Source organism: Rhodococcus sp. 21391 (assembly GCF_016772255.1).
Classification (GTDB): Bacteria; Actinomycetota; Actinomycetes; order Mycobacteriales; family Mycobacteriaceae; genus Rhodococcus_F; species Rhodococcus_F opacus.
Genome location: NZ_CP063781.1, coordinates 2,231,612 through 2,251,743, shown reverse-complemented (window position 1 = coordinate 2,251,743; position 20,132 = coordinate 2,231,612). Strand labels below are relative to the sequence as shown.

Genomic DNA, 20,132 nt, shown 5'->3' with positions numbered 1-20,132 from the left:
GAGCTGCGGCGAGTCATTGTTATTCAGACGCCGGAAACACTCCGACGCAAACCCCGGGAGGACAGGACTCCACAACACGGGACGCCATCGCGGCTCACCCGCACGGTCACCAATGCGCTACCCCACCCCACCCCTCACCTTCTGCAGAAACCGACCAAAGGACCACCATGGAGAACACCCAGGGCTTTACATCGACGGCGAGTGGATCGACCCGATCGGGACCGACACGCTCGACGTCGTCAACCCTGCGACAGAAGAGATCGTCGCCACCATCGCGCTGGGCGACGAAAAGGACGTCGACTGCGCCGTCACGGCCGCCCGCAGAGCGTTCGACGGTTACGGGTCGACGACACGCGCCGACCGGATTGCGTTACTGGATCAGATAATCGAGGTCTACGGGCGACGGATGGCCGAGCTGGCATCGACGATCACCCAGGAGATGGGAGCACCTACTTCACTGGCCACGACCGCTCAGGCACCGTCCGGCCTGGTGCATCTCACCACAGCCGTCGATGCGCTCCGTGAGTTCGAATTCGAGGAGAAGATCGGCACGACGACGGTGGTGCGCGAGCCGGTCGGCGTGTGTGCGTTCATCACACCCTGGAACTGGCCCGTCAACCAGATCGCCGCGAAGGTTGCGCCGGCGTTGGCCGCAGGCTGCACGATGGTGTTGAAGCCGTCCGAGATCGCGCCACTGAATGCGATCATCTTCGCGGAGATATTTCACGAAGCAGGAGTCCCTTCGGGAGTTTTCAACCTCGTTCAGGGTGACGGACCTACCGTCGGAGGCGCACTGTCGAGGCACCCCGACATCGACATGGTCTCGTTCACCGGATCGACGCGTGCCGGCGTCGAGGTCGCTCGGAACGCTGCGACAACGGTCAAACGTGTCACACAGGAGCTCGGTGGCAAGTCGGCGAACATTGTGCTGGACGACGCGGACTTCGAGGAGGTCATCACCCGAGACGTTGTAGGCGTGGTGGTCAATTCGGGCCAGTCCTGCAATGCCGCCTCGCGCATTCTGGTTCCGTGGGACCGTATGGACGAAGCGATCGCGATCGCGAAGACCGCCGCCGCGTCGATCGTCGTCGGACAACCCGAGTCCGAGAGATCGACCGTGGGTCCGCTGGTGTCACAGGCACAGTTCGACAAGGTGCAGCGCCTGATCCAGATCGGCATCGATGAGGGCGGCACGCTCGTCGCCGGTGGAGTCGGTCGCCCGGCGGGACTGTCCACCGGCTACTTCGTCCGGCCCACCGTCTTCGCGGACGTGACGAACGATATGACCATCGCGCGCGAGGAGATCTTCGGCCCCGTCATGATGCTGATCGGCTACGAGGACGAGGCCGCCGCAATCCGCATCGCGAACGACACCGCGTATGGGCTGTCCGGGATGGTCTCGTCGAGCGATCCGGAGCGCGCGCGGAATGTCGCCCGGAAGTTGAGGACGGGAATGGTTCATCTCAATGGGGCTCCGCTGGCCTTCGATGCTCCGTTCGGAGGCTACAAGCAGTCAGGCAACGGCCGGGAGTTCGGCAAATTCGGCCTGGTGGAGTACCTCGAGGCCAAGGCGATCTTCGGCGACAACGACGAACCAGATCCGGCCGTGAACCGCACCCGCCAGAGTGCCCGGGAATGAGTAACGCGGACGCGGCGGGACGTGAACGTGGGTCTTCGGCCCGAAAGCAGGAAGAGACGGGAGACTGATCGTGAATGCGATCATGTGGATGGGCGTGGCCGGAATCGTGGGCACGGCCCTCTTACCGTGGATCACCGAACGGCTGCGCAGCAAGACTGCGCGCCGAGACCAACTCGTGAAACTGCGGCTCGCGATCTACGCCGACCTGCTGCGAGCGACGGCCCGCCTCGCCGCAACCGCAACGACTTCGGCTGCATCGCACCCGAATGACGCGGACGAGATCGCCGGCGACGAGTTCGATTCCCTGCTCAGCCAGGCGCGGGTCGTGGCCAGCGATGACGTTTACCGACGACTCAACGAGCTGTCGCAGCTCACTGGGACGTTCAACCGGCACCTCATGAAGACCGAGCCGCGCCCAGTCTTCCCCCACCGGCAACACCTGCACGATGGCGCAGTGAACGACCCGTTGCGCCTCCAGCATCGAAGAACACTGACCGATATCGCGGGCGGTATCGCGGTGGCTCACGGGAAAGTCCAGGACGCGATCCGGCACGGGATGAATCGGTGACCGTCGATCGGATCCCACGTCGCTGTGTGGTCATCAGGCCGCGAGCTCACGAGGACGAGCGAACACGTCCACCAGCGCACCGTTGCGCCACACCGTGATCTCGATCTGCCGGTCGATCGCATCCTCGACCATCAACCGCTGGACGGCAGTCGTCGTCACGATCGGCTTGCCGTCGAGTTCGACCATGATGTCCCCGCGCCGCAACCCCGCCTCGGCGGCCGGGCTTCCCGGCGAGACACCGGCCACCTGCAAACCAGTCTTCGACCCGATCCGCCCCTGCAGCTTCGGAGGCAGCGGAACCTGCATGCCCGCGATCCCCAGCCAGGCCCGACGCACCCGCCCCGCCGATACCAGCGCGGCGATGATCTGCCTCGTCGTCGAGTTGATCGGCACCGCCAGACCCACCCCCATCCCGGCGACAGCAAACCCGGCGGGAGGTCCCGCAGAGCCACCCACCGGGTTTCGGACTTCGAACAGTCACGCCGCACTTGTTGCGCTATTCGCCTCTAGCGAAGTGGGAACCCGAGACGGATGAGCGATTCCTTCAGCCGATCCCGCCCGTTCAGCCGCGCCGCGGACGCGAGTCGGTCCAGAACCCTTTCGATCCAGAAATGGTCGAGCTGCTGCGCCGAGTAGAAGGCGGCGATCCGCCCCTCGTAAGCGTCGACGTGGTCGCGCTGTGCGGGCAGGTCGTACTTCTCGTGGTGCAACACCGCCGCTCGGGGCAGCCGCGGTTTGATCTGGGCGTCGGCGTCCGGATGCGGATGTCCGACGACGAGCCCGAACACCGCGAACACGTGAGGAGGCAGGCCGAGTTCCGCCGCGACCTCCTCGGGGTTGTTGCGCGGTCGCCGGCGAGCTGGCGGACTCGGGCGAAGTCGGCGAGCCAGACCAGCAGGACGGGGGCCTCGACGATGTGAGCCTGCTCGCCCGCGAGCGCGGCCAGACGAGCCTTGCGGTCGGGGTCGCGGACCGCGACGACACTCCATGCCTGGAGGTTCGACGACGTGGCGGCCGACTGCGCAGCCAAGACGAGGACGTCGAGCGTCTCGTCGGTCAGCGGATCGGGTAGGTAGCGGCGAACCGAACGGTGCGAGTGCAGGGCTTCCAGAACCGGATTCCACTGCGCGGGCTCGGTGAGGGCGGGGTCCCAGTAGCGCTGCTGCAGCGCCGTGCGGGGTGCGATGTCTGCGATGGTCACCCGGACAGGAAAGCCGACCGCCGTCCCCCACTCCAGTGTTAGGCGCACCGTGATTCCTGAGATCCTCCGCGACCTCGTCGACAACCGCGAACGGAACGCGTGAACAGCCCCAGCGAGGCCGCCGATCGGCGACAATTCGGGGGCTGCCGACAGCTGTCCGGGAACTACGTGATGCAAGGGAGTGGACGTGACGGAACGGGTCATCGTGGTGACGGGTGCCGGATCGGGAATCGGGCGGTCCATGGCGACCGGACTACTCGATGCCGGACATCACGTGGTGCTGACGGGACGGGCGCGAGACAAGTTGGACGAGACAGCGCACGGTCACGAACACGCGCTCGTGGTGCCGGCCGACGTCTCGTCACCACAGTCGGTGCACAGCCTCTTCGCCGTCGTGGCCGAACGGTTCGGCCGCGTGGACGTACTCGTCAACAATGCGGGCACCTTCGGCCCCTCCGGCGCGGTGGACGAGATCGACCCGGAAGACTGGGACCGTACGGTGGCCACAAATCTCACTGGGGTCTTCCTTTGCTCGCGCGAGGCGGTGCGGTTGATGAAGACGCAGACACCCCGCGGCGGTCGCATCATCAACAACGGCTCCTTGTCCGCGCACACGCCCCGACCCGCGAGCGTCGCCTACACGGCAACCAAGCACGGGGTGTCGGGGTTGACCAAGTCGATCGCGCTCGACGGGCGCGATCACGGCATCTGCTGCACCCAGATCGACATCGGGAACGCCGCAACCGCCATGACGGCCGGCATCGGCCAGTCCGCCCGCCAACCGGACGGATCGATGCGAGCGGAACCCACCTTCGACCCGCGGTACGTCGCGGAGGCGGTGACCCGACTGGTGGAACTTCCCCTGGACGTCACCGTGCCGGCGATGACGATCATGGCCGCCGGGATGCCGTACATCGGCCGCGGCTGACCGCGCGGACGGTCAGCGACGCTGGTCTGCCCAGTCGAGGGTGCGACAACTGCTGACCTCGCCGAGTACCGGCCACCAGTGGGATAATCCACGTAGGAGAATCGTCCACTCCGAAGACGATGCCGTTGCAAAGACGTCGACCCCGGCCCAGGGCCTCAGGACCGCCCCAGTGCGCCGGGGTCGGCCCAAAGAGGACGGGTGTGGTCGTGCGGCAACCGACGACATGCGGACAACACCGGAACCCACAACCGACGTGGAGCTCCGATTTCTTGTCGCTCTTCTCTGACATGCGGTAACAAGTCGGAGCCCGTCACCGACGTAGTAGATGTCGTAGTCAACGATGACGGACCCGAACAGAGGGCGCTGGACTCGGAAGCGAGCAGGCAGATGAACGAACTGCTGAGCACACTGCCGGAAGAGCACCGGGAGATCTTGATCCTCCGCCTCGTGGTCGGTATGTCAGCCGAGGAAACGGCCCCGGCCGTGGGTAGTACCAGTACCGCGGGGGTGACGAGGGCAGGTGAGAGGTTTGGCTAGGAGCAAGCGCAACGGCAATCCCGATGCCGATCTCCCAGGAGACGACGCACCGGTGGACGTCGCGGCAGTGCGCCGCGACGACGCTTTGATCGACGCGATCGCCGGTGGCGGTCCTGTCGCGACGGATTCGCCGGAGCAGTACGAGCTCGCGCTTCTGCTGACCAATTGGCGCGCCGACATCGTGGCGACGCCGATGCCGACCGGGCCGCTGCTCGACGACGTGATCGCGGCGATCGACGCCTCGGACGCCCGTTCCGCACGCAGCGCTGCCCGCGGCAAGCTCCGCTTGTTGCGACCCATCGCCGGCGCTGCCGCCGCGATCGCGGTCGTCATGGGTGGCGTCACCATCTTCTCGTACAACGCCGCACCCGGCGATCCGCTGTGGAGCGTCAAGTCGGTCGTGTTCAGCCAGCAGGCCGATTCGACCGTCGCGCAGATCGACACCACGTCGCAGCTGCAGGAGGCCGAGCGGCTGATCGCCGCGGGCGACGCGGAGGCGGCGAAGAACCTGCTCGAGGGCGCCGCAGACCGTTCCGGCGGGGTACGCGACGCCGATCTGCGCAACGAACTCGACGTGTGGCGTGCGAAGCTCGCCGCGGAGGTCGAGAAGATCGCTCCCACCACGCCGCCCGCGACGACGACGCCCGGTACCACCACCACCGACGCGCCGACGCAGACCACCGAACTGCCGGCCATCGTGCCGGGGACACCCGGTTCCACGACCGCGCCGGGAGTCGAGCAGTTGCCGGGAACCCTGCCCACGGATCTGCAGCTTCCCGGACTGCCGCCCACTTCACTGCCGCCGTTACCCACGACGCTGACGCTCCCGCCCGAGACCTTGCCGTCCACCAGCCCGGAACCCACTATCACGATGGTCCCGCCTACGCAGCCGCCCCTGCCTGTCCCTTCCGACAACCCGACCACCAAACCACCCCCGCCTACGCCGTCGGACAACCCGACCACCCAACCACCCACCCAGCAGCCACCGCCGCCGGAGCCTTCCTCGGCACCGCTCCCGCCGCCAGGCCCGACCAGCTGAGAATTCGGCGGCCATACCGCAACGGCACAATCGCCCCATTACGGATCATCGTCACCATGAACGACACAGCCATGCAGCTGGGCATGCTCCCCGCTCGCACCCGGAAGCACCGAAGAAAAAGTCATGGTCGGCATGCACAAACTCAGATCCCGCTTCACCCGCTCCTGAACACGGCACACCCCCTCGGCCCCGGGACGTGTCGACTTCCCCGGGCAGAGCTGTCACCACGACCGGATTTTCTTGCCGAAGTGCTATCGAGCGGGCGCCCTACACGACACAGCTCAGTCATTCACAGTAGATGGAGTGATCGCATGACCGACGTCGACCAACCGACAGCCCGCGTGCAGCAGCAGCTCGGCCGTCTGACCGACGAGCAGCCGCCCCTCACCAACGCCGCCGCGGTGCTCTGGGACGTGATCGTGTGAGCACGCCCGCTGATCTCGACGAGCAGGTAACCGAGGTCCGGGATGCACTGCACGCTCTACGTCGAACCCTCCTCGACCTCGAGCGCACCTACGCAGACCTCGATGCGAACACGCTCGACGTGGACGCACTCGGCGACCCGACCACCGCACCGGAAGCGTTGGAGAGCGCCGTCGACGCCCTCCGCGCCGCTCAGGACACACTCGGAATCGCTGACGCCGACCTCGACGTAGCGAAGCGACACACCTCACGGTTGAAAACGCGCGAATGACCGCGGCCACCGGCGGTGTGCCCCCGGTCGACACGCCGCCACCCGGTGGGCGCACCGCAGACGACGGTGCAGCCGAGCGCCTCCGCGGCTGCGGCTGCGGCGAGACGGCGTTGCAGGCCGGGATGCGCAAGCGGGTTCGACGTGGCCGGCCGGTACCGACGCCGGTGCAGCAGCCCATCGAGCCCGGGATGTGCGGCCGCAATGGTGCGGGCCCACCGCTGGGTGATGCCGTGGTGGGAACGTTCGTCGACGGCCGGAGGGTGCGGGAGCATTCGCGCCACTTACACTGCTTCCCATTCCATTTGGGCGATCACATCTCGCGCGAACTCGACGTCGCCGCCACCGGTGAGCCAATCGATGACCGACACTGGGCTCCCCGCCGAGGAGTCGACCCGGACCGAGGTGTGCTTCGAGTCGCAGTTCGAGAGTGCGGCTATCGGGCGAAGGCGGCGGTCGCGGCAGCGGCGACCGCTGTAGCCGTGAGGAGTAGAGCTACCAGCAAGGCATGGTGTCGGGTCATACCGTGACTCCCCCGCTGCAGCGAACGGCCTCGTCGGTGGCTGATGTTCGTGATCACGAGTAGCAGCACCGCCATCGGTACCAAGGTGAGCGATGCGGCGCGGTCACCATGGGCAGTGGGAATGTGGAGGAGCGCCACCGTCGTCGCGGCGGCGGAGAGTGTGGTTCTCCGCCAGGCCAGCGCGGTGCGGTCTGGTTGTAGTCCCGGATCCCGGTCAACGGACCCGATCACGACCACAATACCGCTCCGGCGGCGAGGAGCGTGAGGATCCCCAATCCGAGAGCGAGAGCGGGCACGAGGACGGAGCCCGGAAGTGGCAGGTTTCGCCTGATGGCCGACTGCGCGGCCTTCCAGCGCAGATACGCGCCGGAGGCGAGGACGGTGGCCAGCCCGAAACACACCATCGTGATCGTCATCTGCACTGCCCCGGAGGGCAACGCAAGTAACTGGTGGGCAGCCACACCTGCCGCCAGGAGCGCCATCGCGGTGCGGATCCATGCCAGGTAGGTGCGTTCGTTCGCCAGCGTGTACCGGTAGTCCGGTTCCTCATCCGCCGAACCTGAGTCCGCTGGTGGACGGGAGGTCAGAATGCCCATCGCGCGCGGCCGGCCGTTTTGGCTTTCAGTTCGGTCGCGTGGTCGCTGCCGTCGAGGAAGGCCCGTGATTCCGCCACTGCCCATCCGTAGACGCCTTTCGCCATAGTGGAAGTGGCGCCTTGTTCCAGCTGGCCGAAGACATCGACGCGGACCTGATGCGAGTCGCGGTTCTGCGGATCGGCATCGGTGGCCATCTGGGCGAAGTGCCCCGCCAGCCGGTGTTCGCCTCGTGCCAGTAGGGCGCGCGCCCGCTCGGCCAGTTGGGCGGCGCCGCCGCCGAGGTCCGCGATCTCACGGGCGAGGTCGGCGCGGGGGGCGGACTTGAGGTTGGCGGGGTTGCCGTCGTACCAGCCGCCGTAGAGGCGCCAGACGTTGCGAATGACGAATTCCGGTTCGTCGTAGGAGGGGGCGAGGTAGGGCTTGCGGAGAAGTTCCGCGGGGGCGGTGACGCTGTGCACGACCTCGTCGAGGGTCGCTCCGGCGTTCATCATCTCGAGGGTGCGGCCATGCAGAATTTCCAGGAGTTCGGCGGCGTCGGTGAGGGTGGTGCGGATTCGGTCGGCGCCGAGGACGGGGAGCCCGTGTCCGGGGAGGAGGATTTCGGCGCCCAGGTCGGCCATCCACTGCAGGGTTCGGGCCCATTCGTGTGCGAAGCGTTGCACCTTCTGCGGGTTTCCGGCATTGGGGCTGGCCCAGATGAAGAAATCACCACAGCACAGGATCTTGCGGTCGGGGATCCAGGCGATCGCGGCGTCATCGGTCTCACCGCGGGCGTGATGAAGCTGCACCTGCAGGTCGTCGACCGTGAGGTCGGTCTGGTCCGTGAAGGTGACGTCGGGGTACCGGTATTCGGCCGGCCACATCAGGTTCGGTGCCTGGAACTGGCGTTGGTTGATGATGCCGTTGTAGCCGCGGGTCTTCTTGTAGCGGTCGAACCGGCTGATTACGTTTTCGTGTGCGAGGACCGTGGGGCGGGTCCAGCCGCGCTCGTGCGCTTCCGTGTCGAAGGGGTCCATGCCGAAGACGTGGTCGACGTGTCCGTGCGAGTAGACGGCCGTGTGTACCGGTTGCTCGGAGATATGTCGGGTGGCTGCGAACAGGTCTTCGGCGGTGCGGCGGTCGCCGGTGTCGTACACGAAAAGACCAGCATTGGTGGGAAATACGTAGACGTTGCCGAACGCCGGCCACATGTAGGCGCCTTCCGCGATGTAGTGCATTCCCTCCTTCCGGAGGTCTCCGTGGTGGTAGGCGTTCTGGTTGGCTTCGCCCTTCCAGACCTTGTCGGCGTAGTCGATGATGTCCGTCATGTGGCGCTCTCCTCGGCTTGGGTGTCGGACCGCGACGCTGCGATGTCCCGTGCGCCTCATTCTGTGCACCGGCCATCCGCCGAACAATCGTCTGTGCGCACACCCCTGCCGGCCCCGGTCTGTGACCGATCACAGATTCACTTTCACTGCGGGTGGTCAGCCACCGCCTCGGGGTCGTCGGTGGCGGCGCTGACCGCGACCGCAAGAGTAAGGAGTTCAGTGGTGATGTGTACGTCGAGGCCGGTCAGCTCGCGGACGCGGTTGAGCCGGTTGTCGACGGTATTGGGGTGGACCGTCAGGGTGTCCGCAGTGGCGCGCCGGTCCAGGTTGCTGGCCATATAGACCCGGAGGGTGTGCACAAGGTCCGGGCGCGATCGCAAGGAGGCGCAGCGGTCCAGCAGCACCGGGAGCGACGCACTGGGGTGCGCAAAATGGTGTGCGAGTGCGACATCGGTCATTCGGCTGACCGTGCCGGTGCGGCCGGACCGGATCGCGATGTCGAGTACCTCGGCGGCCGTGGTGCCCGCTCGCGGAAGGTCAGTGATCGAGGTGGCGTTCTCGATCGCGATCGTCACCGATGCGCCACTGACCCTTGCGAGGTCCACGGCCAGCGGGTCGAGAGCGCCGATCGATGGATGCATCACGATCCGAGCGTGCCGAGGTCGGACATCGATCAGCCACAGGCCGAGGACCGCTCGGGCCAGGTGGGCGCGGATCGCACGGACCTTCCGTGTGGCCGCGAGCGATCGGGCGTTGCGGTCGCCGGATCGCTCGGCGGGGGTGTCATCGATGTGCAGCAACATGATGCTCGGTTCGGCAGGGATGGAGTCGGGGTCGTCGAACACCCACTCGTCGCCGCGCAGGAGAGCATCGATGATGGGGGCATGGTTGCGGTCTTGCGCCGCAATGAGGTCGTGAGTGTGGATCTCGTACGCGGAAACAACCTCTCGTAGGATGCGGTCAAAGGTGGTGTGGGCGCGGCGGAATGCGAACCAGAACAGTCCGTGGTCGGTGCCGAGTTCGCGTTCCAGTTCTTCGGCGAGTACGTCGAATCCGGCCTGCCAGCAGCGCATGTACTCCCGTAGCGGCAACCCTTCCGCGACTCGTTCGGTGCCGCGTTCGATGTTTTCGCGCATCGTGTCGGAAACGTCGATGGACTCGTCGGTGACCGACCGCAGGCACACCTCGAGCATCGATCGGACGGTGTGGGCGCTTTCTCGGTGCAAATGTTCGGGCACCGCGGTCTGCGTGTAGAGCGGCGAGGCGGCGATGTAGCGGTCGATCGTTGCCCGTGCCATCCGCGGAATCGACCGGCGAATGCGGGCGATCCTGCCGTGAAGATCGTCTTTGGTTGCCTCGTCCGTGGGCGCGGTACGCATCGAACGCCTCCTAGGTGTGACGGGTCACACACTGCCGACGTGAAGAGTGTGACAGCCGCCGATGGTACGACAGCAACCCATTCGGCCACGCTGAGGACTCAGAACGGCTCCACCAGCCCTGAGTCCACACCGTCCCGGCACAGAATGAGGAACCATGCCAGACTCCGAGTACGCTCCCGATGACCTGCCCCTGTCCGGGATCACGGTCGTCGATTTCGGTCAGTACATCGCGGCGCCCGGCGCCGCGCAGACCCTGGCCGACCTCGGCGCCGACGTCCTCAAGATCGAAGGTCCCGGCGGCGACCAGGCACGCGGGATCGGCGTCTACGGCGAGGCCATCATGCGCGCCTACAACCGGCGCAAGAAGTCGATCGTCCTCGACCTCAAAGCCGAGGACGCTCTCCGCCACGCCCGTGCCCTCATCGCCCGAGCCGACGTCGTGATCCACAACCTGCGACCAGGGGTGATGGAAAAGCTCGGCCTGTCGGCCGACGACATACGCGAACTGAATCCCACCGTCATCCTCGCCGCGGTCTCCGGCTTCGGCACCGGTGGGCCCTCCCGCCGCCGGCCGGGCCTCGACATCGCCGCCCAGGCGGAAACCGGCATGATGTCAGTGACCGGAGAGGCGGACGGAGACCCGCAACGCGTCGGCTTCCCGCTCGTCGACCATGCCACCTCCTACGTGGTCACCCAGGCGGTGCTGGCTGCCCTGTTCCGACGAGAACGTACCGGCCTCGGGGACGACATCGACGTCTCACTGCTCGACGTGGCGATCGACCTGCAATGCGCGAACTGGGGCGAATACTCCATCACCGGCGTCGCGCCCCACCGGCGCGGCAACGGACAACCCACCGCGGCACCGGCCGCCGACATCTTCCCCACCGCTGACGGCTCGATCGTCGTCTCCGCCTACACCAAGCAGCGATTCGCCCAGCTTTGCGACCTCGCCGGCCAACCCGACCTGTCGAAGGATCCCCGCTTCGTCGACAACCCGTCAAGGGTCGCCCACCGCGGCGAACTCCTCGGCGCGCTCGCACCGTTCTTCGCCGGCCTCGACACCGAAGCCGCCCTAGCGGCACTGACATCCGTCGGCATCGTCGCCGGCGCCGTACGCACCTACGACCAGGTCCAAAGTGTCCCCGATGTGATTGCCAGCGGCATCTTCACCACCGGCAGCACCGGCGACGGACACACATACTCCATCCCAGGCCTCCCCTACCGCTCCCGCAGCACCCCCCGCACCGCGGACGCCGGGCGGGTCCCCGAACTCGGAGAACACAGCCACGAGATCGTCGCCCACTACCGGCTGGGCGAGCACTCCCTGACGTGACCTGAACCGCCACCGGCGCCACCTACCCCTCACTGATAACGACCCCCAGGAGCCCTTGTGTCCCTGCAGAATCCGCAAACCCGCGCCGAGGAGGGCGACCTCGTCGCCGACCCTGAACTCGATAGCCCTCGCGTTCGCCGGCGTGGCTGGATCATCACCCTGATGCTGATGGCCTTCATGCTGATCAACTTCGCCGACAAGGTCGTTGTCAGCCTCGCCGGCGTCGAGATCAAGACCGATCTCGGGTTGACTAACCAGCAGTTCGGCACCGCGCAGAGCGCGTTCTTTTGGCTCTTCGCCGTCGGCGCGGTCGCCCTCGGATCGCTCGGCGGACGCATCTCCGCGCGATGGCTCCTCGCCGGCCTGGTCGGTCTATGGGTGCTCAGCTTGGCCCCGATGACCACGACGGTCGGATTCGGGGTCTTCCTCGCCTGCCGAATGCTGCTCGGATTCGCCGAAGGCCCCGCTGGGGCGTTGTCCCAACAGATCGCCCACACCTGGTTCTCCCCGAAGCGTCGTTCACTACCGGCCTCGGTAGTCATCATGGGAGCCTCCCTCGGCCCGCTGATCGCCGCCCCGGTCCTGACCTGGATCGTCCAGAGCTACAGCTGGCACGCAGCGTTTCTCGTGCTCATGGCCGCCGGAGTGATCTGGTTGGTGGCCTGGCTGTTCATCGGCGGTGAAGGACCCGCCGGCAATGCGGGGGCGGGCACCGGGAATCAGGCGGTGACGCTTCCCGACACCGTGCCCGTCCGGCTCCTGTGGACTCGCCCCACAGTGATCGGTGTCGCGATCTTCTCGTTCTGCTCCTATTGGGCGACCGCGTTGAAGGTGAGTTGGTTGCCGCTGTATCTGCGCGAAGGCCTGCACTACAGCGCCAACGCCACCGGGTTGCTGATCACATTGCCCTTCGCCGCGGCCGTGATCCTGACCTTTCTCGCCGGCCTGATCTCCACCCGCCTCTCGCTGGCCGGACGATCGTCCCGCACCGCCCGCGCCCTGTTCGCGGCCGGCCTACTCGCCGCCGGCGGTGTGTGCATGATCGGATTTACCGCGTTGCCCGTCGGACCCACTCAAATGGTGCTGATCGCGCTCGCGTTCTCCCTCAACACTGCAGCCTGGGGACTGGCGTTCTCCCTACTCTCCGACGTGGTCCCCGCCAAGCAACGCGGATCCGTCATGTCGATCACCGTCGCGATCTACAGCCTCGGCGGTGTCGCGGCACCACTTCTCATCGGCTCCCTCGTCTCCGGGGCCGCCGACACCGCCGCCGGATACGGCCGAGGCTTCGTCATCGTGGGAGTCATCATGCTGGTTGGCGCACTCACCGCCGCCGTCCTGGTCAATCCCGAACGTGATGCAACCACGATCGCCGCACACCACCCGAACAAGTAGGCCGAACCAGAACGGTCGACGGCACCGCCGTCCGCGACCTGGCCTGAGTGCACCAGCCTGTCGTCAGCGATTGTGGAAGGAAGCGATGATCACACCAATGTTGTCGGGAGACAACGTGCGCCTGAGGACAGGTGGCGAACGCGCCACGGGGCAGCCGACCGCCCCCGCCGGGCAGTTCGACGGACTCGTGAGGAGCATGTTGTGAGTTCGTCGGAGAGCGATGTCGTGATAGTTCGGCACCATCACAGCGGACGGCTGGACATAGAACTCAATCGTCCCGAGCGGAAGAATGCCTTGACGGTCCCGATGGTCACCCAGCTCGCCAGAACATTCGCTGACGCTCAGGACGACGACACAGTCACCGCGGTGTTGCTGTACGGCGCGGGCGGGTGCTTCAGTTCCGGTTTGGATCTTGCCGAAGTACGCCCGGGCGAGCCGAAAATTACCGCGGCGATCTCCGACCTGCACACGACCCTGTCCGGGTTCGAGAAGCCGCTGATCGGGGCACTGGAGCGGGCCGCTGTCAACGGTGCTGCGGCGATCGCGCTCGCCTGTGACCTCCTTGTAGTGGGAGAGGCGTCGTTCCTCATGGTCGGCGAGGCGGAGATGGGGGTAGCTGCGCCGAACAATCTGCAGTGGTTGCTCGCGAAATACGGCGTGAACCAGGCACTGCAGCTCACCCTGGCCTGTGAACGTCAGTACGGTCCGGACCTTCTGCGCCGCGGCTTCGCCTACGCAATGGTGCCGGACGAGCAGGTTGTGAGCCGGGCAACCGAACTCACCGACAAGATTGCGGCCTACCCCAACGGCGGGGGAATCGCCATGAAGCAAGCGATTCTGACGCGCAAAACACTGCCCGTGTAAATGCGTACGCACGGCGGCACCTGCGGTCAAAATACCACAAGACAACACAATGCACAACCGGGCGGACAAGGCGCAGGACGCCTGGTCATCCCAGGTCTGGGGATCCTGGCCGAGGTGGTGCTTACACGGGACACTCGAAGGAGACAATCGAATGGGCATGACAACAACTGCAGAACACCGCGCACTTCGCGACGCGGTTCGGGAGTTTCTCACCGCAACCAGTGAAGTATTGGCCGACCAGGACACGGAACTCGGATACCGACCCGAGATGTGGGCGACGATGGCCGAACAACTCGAACTGCAAGGAATGCTCGTCGACGCGAAGTACGGCGGATCAGGCGCGGGTATCGGTGACCTCGTCGTGGTCGCCGAGGAATTCGGGCGCTCCGCAGCATGCAGCCCCTTCTTCGCGAGTTCGGTGTTGACCACGCTCGCCATCGCGGATTGCGCCCAGGAGCGTTGGCTCAGTGAGCTGCTGCCAGGTCTCGCCGCGGGCACTCGTCTCGGGTGTCTGGCATTTGCTGACGCCGACGGGTGGTGGCAGGCCGGCTCGGAAGCGGTGCGTGCACACCCGGACGGCGACGGCTGGCGGATCGACGGACGGGCCGATCACGTGATCTTCGGTCATTGCGCCGACACTGTCGTTGTCGTCGCCCGAACCGAAGACGGGACCGGCCTCTTTCTGGTGGAACCATCGGACACGAGCATTCGGCGGGTCCGGCGGCCGGCGTTGGACCAGACCCGTCCGCTGACGACCTTCACCTTCGACAGCGCGGCAGCGCAACGAATCAGCGGCCCCACCGACATTTCGGAGACACTGTCCCGAGCGCTCGACAAGGCGCTCGTCGTGCAGGCGGCGGAGAGGGTCGGCGGTGCTCGCCGGTGCCTGCACCTGACAACTGACTATGCGAAGACCCGCAACCAGTTCGGTCGTCCGATCGGTACCAACCAGGCTGTCAAACACGGGCTGGCCGATCTGATCCGGGCGCTCGAACCGGTCGCCACTGCGGTCGCCGTCGCCGCTCGCGCCGCGGATACCGATGCGCCGGAACTGCCGGCTCTGGTCAGCGTGCTCTGCGTCGCGGGGACCGAGAGGTACCTGCAGATCGCCGGCGAGACGATTCAACTACACGGCGCGATCGGCTTCACCTGGGAGCACGAGGCTCACCTTCATCTCAAGCGGGCGAAAACCGATCAGCTGATGTTCGGATCGTCGGCATGGCACCGCGAGCGTCTGCTCGCCGGAGTCCTCGCCACCGGCACCGCGGTCGAGGCGCCGGCGCGGGCCGACGAACCCGCTCCGCTGGCGGACCTGCGGACCGAGGTCCGCGCCTGGCTGGCCGAGCACCGCGCCGAGGGAACGCCACTCGAATACGCACAGGAACCGTTCGGACACGAAGACACCGACGCCGAGAAGCACTGGACCGATCTGTTGCGTCAGGGGCGTTGGCTGTGCCTGTCCTGGCCGGAGGAACACGGCGGCCGAGGACTGGGACCGGTCGAAACTCTGGTAGTAGAGGAGGAGTTCGCGCGCGCGGGACTTCGACGCCCGCAACTCGGAATGGGCGAGACCCTGCTTGCGCCCGCCCTGTTGGCGCACGGAAGCGAGGACCAGAAGCGCCGGTTCCTGCCCCGGATTCTGTCGGGCGAGGACACCTGGTGCCAGGGCTTCTCCGAACCCGAGACCGGATCCGATCTCGCCTCGCTGCGGACTAGCGGAACCGTTGACGGCGACGAGTTGCGGATAAACGGTGACAAGATCTGGACCAGCCGCGGCGGCCAGGCCAACATGATGTTCCTGTTGTGCCGCACCGACCGCGACGCACCGAGACACCAGGGCATCTCGTTTGTCCTTGTTCCCATGACGGACAACGGCATCGACGTCGACCCCATCCGGATGGCGTCGGGCGACAGGGGGTTCGCGCAGGAACGGATAACCGATGCCCGCGCCCCGTTGAGCAATGTGGTGGGTGGGCTCGGCAAGGGTTGGGCGGTCGCGATGACCACACTCGGCGCCGAACGAGCAGGCAAGGCGGCGACGCAGTATGTCGGCTATCGCCACGAACTGGACGTGTTGGCGGCGCGGCTGGACAAGGACGGTCGGCTCGGCGACGTGATCGTCCGCCAGCGGTTGGCGGAACTGGTGGTCGAGGTCGAACTGATGCGTGCCGTTGGTTCCGTGATCGGTGCCCGTGTTGCAGAGGGAGAGACCGTGGACAAGTTGCTGGCGATCGACAAGGTCAATTGGTCGGAGTATCACTGTGTCTTCGGGTCGACGGCGCTGGAGCTTCTCGGGGCGTCGGCTCTGACCCGCCCCGACGGGGACGGATATCAACTCGACTCTCTGCAACGCGTGTTTCTCGAGAGTCGGGGACGCCGGATCGCACGCGGGTCGAATCAGATTCAGCGCAACATCATCGGCGAACGGATTCTGGGTTTGCCGAGGTAGACGACCGAGCAGTCACTCCAGCCGGGTGATTCGCCGGCTGTGACGGGCTTCCCCCTTCGACTGGCTTGCTTTGTGCTTCGTTCAGCAGCATGTACGACGCCATCAGGCATGCGTCAATGCTTCCCCCATCGTGCGGTTGAGGGTGCTGAGCGAGCGGACGGCACTGCGAACCGGCCCGGGTGTGGTGGTCGACTGCAGCATGACGTCGGGTGCCGAGGTTTCGGTGAGTTTCTCCGGAGGCTCTACGTGCTCACCGGCGAGTGCGCGCTTGACGTCGGCGATGGTTTCCTTGGTGACGTCGGCTGCTTGGCGAAATGCGTTCGCGGTCTCCTGCGACGGTCCGCTGTCCGGTTCGCCGCGAGAGGCGCTCACCCCTGCTCGGGCAAGTGCATGAGACGACCGATTGCTGACAGTCATGATCCGCAACAACCGTTTCGCTCCCCGACGGGTCCGTGTCGTCGGTCCCATTTCCAAGGGTTTGCCCGCCGTGACAAGGTCCTTCAGCGCGTTGTCCAGCTTCCGGATGTCGGCGACGAGGTCAGTCTCGTGCCCTGGTTGGACGACCGCTCCGATAGCGGTGTCGACGATGGCAGTCATCCGATCGAGGTAGTCGTCGATCTTCGAGGTCAGCGTCGATCTCGTTCCGGTGGAGAAGATGAAGTACGCCGCCGCTATTCCGACGATTCCGCCGGCCGCCGTTTCGTAGATGCGCAGTTCGAGTACCTCGATGCTGAATGTGCCGAGCAGTCCGTACAGCATCGCAAGCATGACGGTGACGAAGAAGGAGAGCAATGCGTAGGCAACCGTGACGAGGTAGAACGCGAAGAATACGCAGACGACGAGCAGGAGCAACTGCAACGGCTGGTTGTCTCCGACCAACGCGGACAGCAATACTCCTGCAAGAACTCCCGCGATGGTGCCGACGACGCGGTGCCCTGCGCGCGAGAGAATCTCTCCGCGGGTAGACGCTCCGGTGAAAACGAGGAAGGCTGTCAGGACCGCCCAGTACCAGCGGTCGGGCGAGATGAGCTCACCGAGGATCGTTGCAGCGCTGGTCGCGACGGCTACCTGGATCGCGGCTTTGGTGCTCGGATTCCATCCGGTGTCCGTTTCTTCGTCCTCGTCCGGCTTCTTCCTCGGCTCCGATTCTGTTCGCAGTGCGTTGTGGGTGATGTGATGGATCGCGATGTGCGCCTGCACTGCTCGCATCGCGACGGCGGTCGCGATACCCGCCGGAGTCGATGGATCGGACTTGTCTGCGGCCGCGGCGGCGAGCCGTCGGGCAGCGCGGAGCTGGTCATCCGACGGATTGTTCTGCAGGCACGATCCCAGTGCCGTGGTCGCCTGCCCCAGCGTATTCGGCCACGACTTGTCCGGGTCGAGCGCCCACAGCGCGCTGACGAGTTGTTCGGTAGCGATTTGCGCATCGAAGATACGAACGGACAGATCATCGTTGGTGACGCTCAGGAGCTGAGCTGCATCGTTGCGGTCGAGCCAGTCGTCGATCATCAGGGCGGTGCTTCCGAGCCGATCGAGTTTCTTGCGAAGTAGATCGAGATTCCGATCGCCCCTGTTCGACGCCACCTCCAGCACGTCGATCGACGCGGCCCGCAGCGCCCGAACCAACCGTGTGAGTTCGAGCCCGGGCCGGTCCGGCAGGATCACGGTACGGACGAGGAGCGAGATACCGACGCCGGTGACGATGGACACGGCGAGGATGGGAATCTGCCCAGGCTGGGCCCGAAGGAAGAGTGCGAAGAAGTAGCAGATGAACGCGACCATCCCGAGAGCCGTCCCTCGCGGGCCGTAGCGCCGCACCCAGACGGCCGCGAAGAGCACCGCGATGAAGCCCACATCGGCGACCTTCCCGAACTGTGACAGCACCGCGGACATCGACACCGCCGCGAGTGCAGGGAACACGAGCAGCAGTGTCGTGATCACCCTGCTGTGCTGATCCCTGTCCTTGACCGCCGCCGAGGACTGCATCGCGACGACCGTCCCGAGCAGCGCGACGGTGAGTGGCTGGCCGATCAGGTTGGAACCCGGTAGCAGCACCACCATCGCGAGAATGACGGTGATCGTCGTGGCGGTTGCGGCACGTAGCCGCAGCCTGCCGGGATCGGAGACCGCGAGAAAACGGACTGTCTCCTGTACGACCCGAAAAGCCATTCACCGATTGTGCGCCTCAGGCACCCGTCAGTCTCGGACGACGTCGCCACCGATCTCTTCGAGATCAACCGCGCCTTCGAGGAGGAACAAGAACCGGCCCTCCCGTCCACCGGATCGCAGGTGGAAAAAGTCACGGCCGGTGAGTATTCCGTCGGATTCGTCATGGGCTCACCGGCCCTGACTGCGGAGCAGCGCGCCGACGGACTGATCAAAGCGGTCTTCCCGGACGATGGCACGCCGCTGTTGCGCCGCGGAATGTCGATGCTGCAGGGCGCCCCGCACCCGGTCACCACGAAGCTGTTGACCGACTTCGTGTTGTCCGCGGACGGCGGGCCGCCGTCGCCGAGGGCGGACTGACCGCCTACCGCGACGGGGTGGAGCGCGCCGACGGCGGTGTGCCCACCTACAGCGACGTCATCGCCTCGGTAGGAAAAGAGAACACGATCCTCATCCCGTACACCAAAGCATCCGACGAAGAGATCCAACAGTTCTCGGACCGTTGGTCTTCGTTGCAAGCCGGCTGAGCCGAGATAGCGACATCACACCATGACACTGACGACACCGCCCGACACCCGGACCCCCGAATCCTTCGTCCCGCTACGCCCGGGTGAGCCCGGAAGCCCGCGCTACCGCAAATTCCGCAACATCGGCCGCGAAACGATCATCCAGTACTCCGTGCTGCTGATCCTCGCCGCACTCGTCCTCGCCCCGGTCGTGCCGACCCTCTACCAGTCGTTCATCGACCGCCCGCTCTACGAGAGCGGCGGAATCTTCAGCCTCGACAACTACGGACGACTGTTCACCGAAGCCGGGTTCGGCGACGTCATCGTCAACACGGTGCTGTTCGCCGGCCTGACCACGATCCTGGCGCAACTGTTCGCCGTCCCGATGGCCATCGTGATGCACCCGCACCAAACTGCCCTTCGGCAACTTCATCGGCGGCTCGATGCGCTGGCCCTTCTACATCTCCTCACTGCTGCTCGGCTTCGGCTGGATCATCCTCTACGGACCCGCCGGATTCTTCAGCGTCCAGTTCCGCGAGTTCTTCGGATTCGTCCCGTGGAACCTGTACTCGATCCCCGGGATGGCGCTCACCGAAGCCGTCGCCCTGGCCCCGATCGCGTTCACCTTCTGTGTCGGCGCGCTGCGCCAGGCGGACGCCTCCCTCGAATCGGCGGCACAGGTCTGCGGCGCCGGACCCGTGCGGATCCTCCGGTCGGTCGTGGTTCCGATGTTGCGCCCACCGATCGTCTACAGCTCGGTGCTGATCGTGAGCATGTCCCTCGAAACGCTGTCGGTTCCGCTGCTCTACGGGCAACCCTCCGACGCCGTCGATCCAGATGGTGTCGCTGTCCCCGGGCCTGGGTGCGTACCGCGCGCGAGCCTACAAGCAAAGCGGATCAGACAGAGGTGGATGTAGTCCCGCGCAACCAGATACCGGCGGCGGTGGGCAAATCTTCTCGACCGAACCCAAGGGGACGTGTCATATTCCCAGTTCAAGCCCCTTTCCGTGG

The 20,132-nt window shown here is 65.8% G+C and carries 19 protein-coding genes and 2 pseudogenes; 13 read left to right on the top strand and 8 right to left on the bottom strand.

Going from position 1 to position 20,132, the window contains the following annotated elements; translation table 11 throughout:
- The first annotated feature begins 112 nt into the window (after window positions 1-112).
- Window positions 113-1,639, top strand: coding sequence for an aldehyde dehydrogenase family protein (locus tag GO592_RS10545; protein ID WP_007299402.1), 1,527 nt, complete (start codon window positions 113-115; stop codon window positions 1,637-1,639).
- 70 nt (window positions 1,640-1,709) lie between these two features.
- A complete protein-coding gene (locus GO592_RS10540; RefSeq protein WP_007299403.1) occupies window positions 1,710-2,207 on the top strand; it encodes a hypothetical protein in 498 nt (165 codons plus the stop codon).
- Window positions 2,208-2,240: 33 nt separating this feature from the next.
- Here the strand turns inward: GO592_RS10540 and GO592_RS10535 are convergent, their stop codons facing one another.
- Complete coding sequence (locus tag GO592_RS10535; RefSeq protein ID WP_237720545.1) at window positions 2,241-2,618, bottom strand: S1C family serine protease; 378 nt, start codon at window positions 2,616-2,618, stop codon at window positions 2,241-2,243.
- Window positions 2,619-2,713: 95 nt separating this feature from the next.
- A pseudogene (locus GO592_RS10530) lies at window positions 2,714-3,408 on the bottom strand (nitroreductase family protein).
- 181 nt (window positions 3,409-3,589) lie between these two features.
- On the opposite strand from GO592_RS10530, the gene GO592_RS10525 reads away from it, so the two are divergent.
- The 4 genes and pseudogenes from GO592_RS10525 (at window position 3,590) to GO592_RS10515 (ending at window position 6,606) form a co-directional block, all read left to right on the top strand.
- Entirely contained in the window at window positions 3,590-4,336 is a 747-nt protein-coding gene (locus GO592_RS10525) for an SDR family oxidoreductase (protein WP_007299405.1), read from the top strand.
- Between the two features lie 294 nt (window positions 4,337-4,630).
- A pseudogene (locus GO592_RS44195) lies at window positions 4,631-4,873 on the top strand (RNA polymerase subunit sigma); the annotation flags it as partial.
- A complete protein-coding gene (locus GO592_RS10520; protein WP_202715112.1) occupies window positions 4,857-5,912 on the top strand; it encodes an anti-sigma-D factor RsdA in 1,056 nt (351 codons plus the stop codon). The pseudogene GO592_RS44195 and the gene GO592_RS10520, both read left to right, overlap by 17 nt.
- 421 nt (window positions 5,913-6,333) lie before the next feature.
- On the top strand, window positions 6,334-6,606 hold the full coding sequence (locus tag GO592_RS10515) for a hypothetical protein (protein ID WP_005260568.1): 273 nt from the start codon (window positions 6,334-6,336) through the stop codon (window positions 6,604-6,606).
- Window positions 6,607-7,039: 433 nt separating this feature from the next.
- Here the strand turns inward: GO592_RS10515 and GO592_RS10510 are convergent, their stop codons facing one another.
- From GO592_RS10510 to GO592_RS10495, 4 genes are all read right to left on the bottom strand, one after another.
- Window positions 7,040-7,357, bottom strand: a complete 318-nt coding sequence (locus tag GO592_RS10510; protein ID WP_237720436.1) for a DUF202 domain-containing protein — start codon at window positions 7,355-7,357, stop codon at window positions 7,040-7,042.
- Window positions 7,354-7,722, bottom strand: a complete 369-nt coding sequence (locus GO592_RS10505; protein WP_007297771.1) for a YidH family protein — start codon at window positions 7,720-7,722, stop codon at window positions 7,354-7,356. The genes GO592_RS10510 and GO592_RS10505 overlap by 4 nt, the downstream gene beginning before the upstream one ends.
- Window positions 7,710-9,029: an alkyl sulfatase dimerization domain-containing protein gene (locus tag GO592_RS10500; protein ID WP_007297772.1), complete on the bottom strand. Its 1,320-nt coding sequence runs from the start codon at window positions 9,027-9,029 to the stop codon at window positions 7,710-7,712. The genes GO592_RS10505 and GO592_RS10500 overlap by 13 nt, the downstream gene beginning before the upstream one ends.
- 143 nt (window positions 9,030-9,172) lie before the next feature.
- A complete protein-coding gene (locus GO592_RS10495; RefSeq protein WP_007297773.1) occupies window positions 9,173-10,408 on the bottom strand; it encodes a PucR family transcriptional regulator in 1,236 nt (411 codons plus the stop codon).
- Between the two features lie 154 nt (window positions 10,409-10,562).
- Here GO592_RS10495 and GO592_RS10490 point away from each other — a divergent pair, with 154 nt between their 5' ends.
- From GO592_RS10490 to GO592_RS10475, 4 genes are all read left to right on the top strand, one after another.
- The gene (locus GO592_RS10490) at window positions 10,563-11,741 is read left to right on the top strand and encodes a CaiB/BaiF CoA transferase family protein (RefSeq protein ID WP_007297774.1); all 1,179 of its coding nucleotides are present in this window, start codon (window positions 10,563-10,565) and stop codon (window positions 11,739-11,741) included.
- Window positions 11,742-11,798: 57 nt separating this feature from the next.
- Window positions 11,799-13,136 carry an MFS transporter gene (locus GO592_RS10485; RefSeq protein ID WP_007297775.1) on the top strand — a complete coding sequence of 446 codons (1,338 nt, stop codon included), beginning with the start codon at window positions 11,799-11,801 and terminating at the stop codon, window positions 13,134-13,136.
- A gap of 201 nt (window positions 13,137-13,337) precedes the next feature.
- Window positions 13,338-14,000, top strand: a complete 663-nt coding sequence (locus tag GO592_RS10480) for an enoyl-CoA hydratase/isomerase family protein (protein WP_007297776.1) — start codon at window positions 13,338-13,340, stop codon at window positions 13,998-14,000.
- A 151-nt stretch (window positions 14,001-14,151) separates the two neighbouring features.
- Window positions 14,152-16,449, top strand: a complete 2,298-nt coding sequence (locus GO592_RS10475; protein WP_007297777.1) for an acyl-CoA dehydrogenase — start codon at window positions 14,152-14,154, stop codon at window positions 16,447-16,449.
- 102 nt (window positions 16,450-16,551) lie between these two features.
- Here the strand turns inward: GO592_RS10475 and GO592_RS10470 are convergent, their stop codons facing one another.
- The gene (locus GO592_RS10470; RefSeq protein ID WP_007297778.1) at window positions 16,552-18,618 is read right to left on the bottom strand and encodes an FUSC family protein; all 2,067 of its coding nucleotides are present in this window, start codon (window positions 18,616-18,618) and stop codon (window positions 16,552-16,554) included.
- A 9-nt stretch (window positions 18,619-18,627) separates the two neighbouring features.
- Between GO592_RS10470 and GO592_RS10465 the strand changes: the two genes are divergently transcribed.
- Together GO592_RS10465 and GO592_RS10460 are read left to right on the top strand one after the other, a co-directional pair.
- On the top strand, window positions 18,628-18,975 hold the full coding sequence (locus GO592_RS10465; protein WP_007297779.1) for a hypothetical protein: 348 nt from the start codon (window positions 18,628-18,630) through the stop codon (window positions 18,973-18,975).
- Window positions 18,976-18,992: 17 nt separating this feature from the next.
- A complete protein-coding gene (locus GO592_RS10460; protein ID WP_157234247.1) occupies window positions 18,993-19,142 on the top strand; it encodes a hypothetical protein in 150 nt (49 codons plus the stop codon).
- A gap of 73 nt (window positions 19,143-19,215) precedes the next feature.
- Here GO592_RS10460 and GO592_RS10455 read toward each other — a convergent pair whose 3' ends face one another.
- On the bottom strand, window positions 19,216-19,554 hold the full coding sequence (locus GO592_RS10455; protein WP_007297780.1) for a hypothetical protein: 339 nt from the start codon (window positions 19,552-19,554) through the stop codon (window positions 19,216-19,218).
- 10 nt (window positions 19,555-19,564) lie between these two features.
- Here GO592_RS10455 and GO592_RS10450 point away from each other — a divergent pair, with 10 nt between their 5' ends.
- On the top strand, window positions 19,565-20,038 hold the full coding sequence (locus GO592_RS10450; protein WP_007297781.1) for an ABC transporter permease subunit: 474 nt from the start codon (window positions 19,565-19,567) through the stop codon (window positions 20,036-20,038).
- Window positions 20,039-20,132 lie beyond the last annotated feature (94 nt).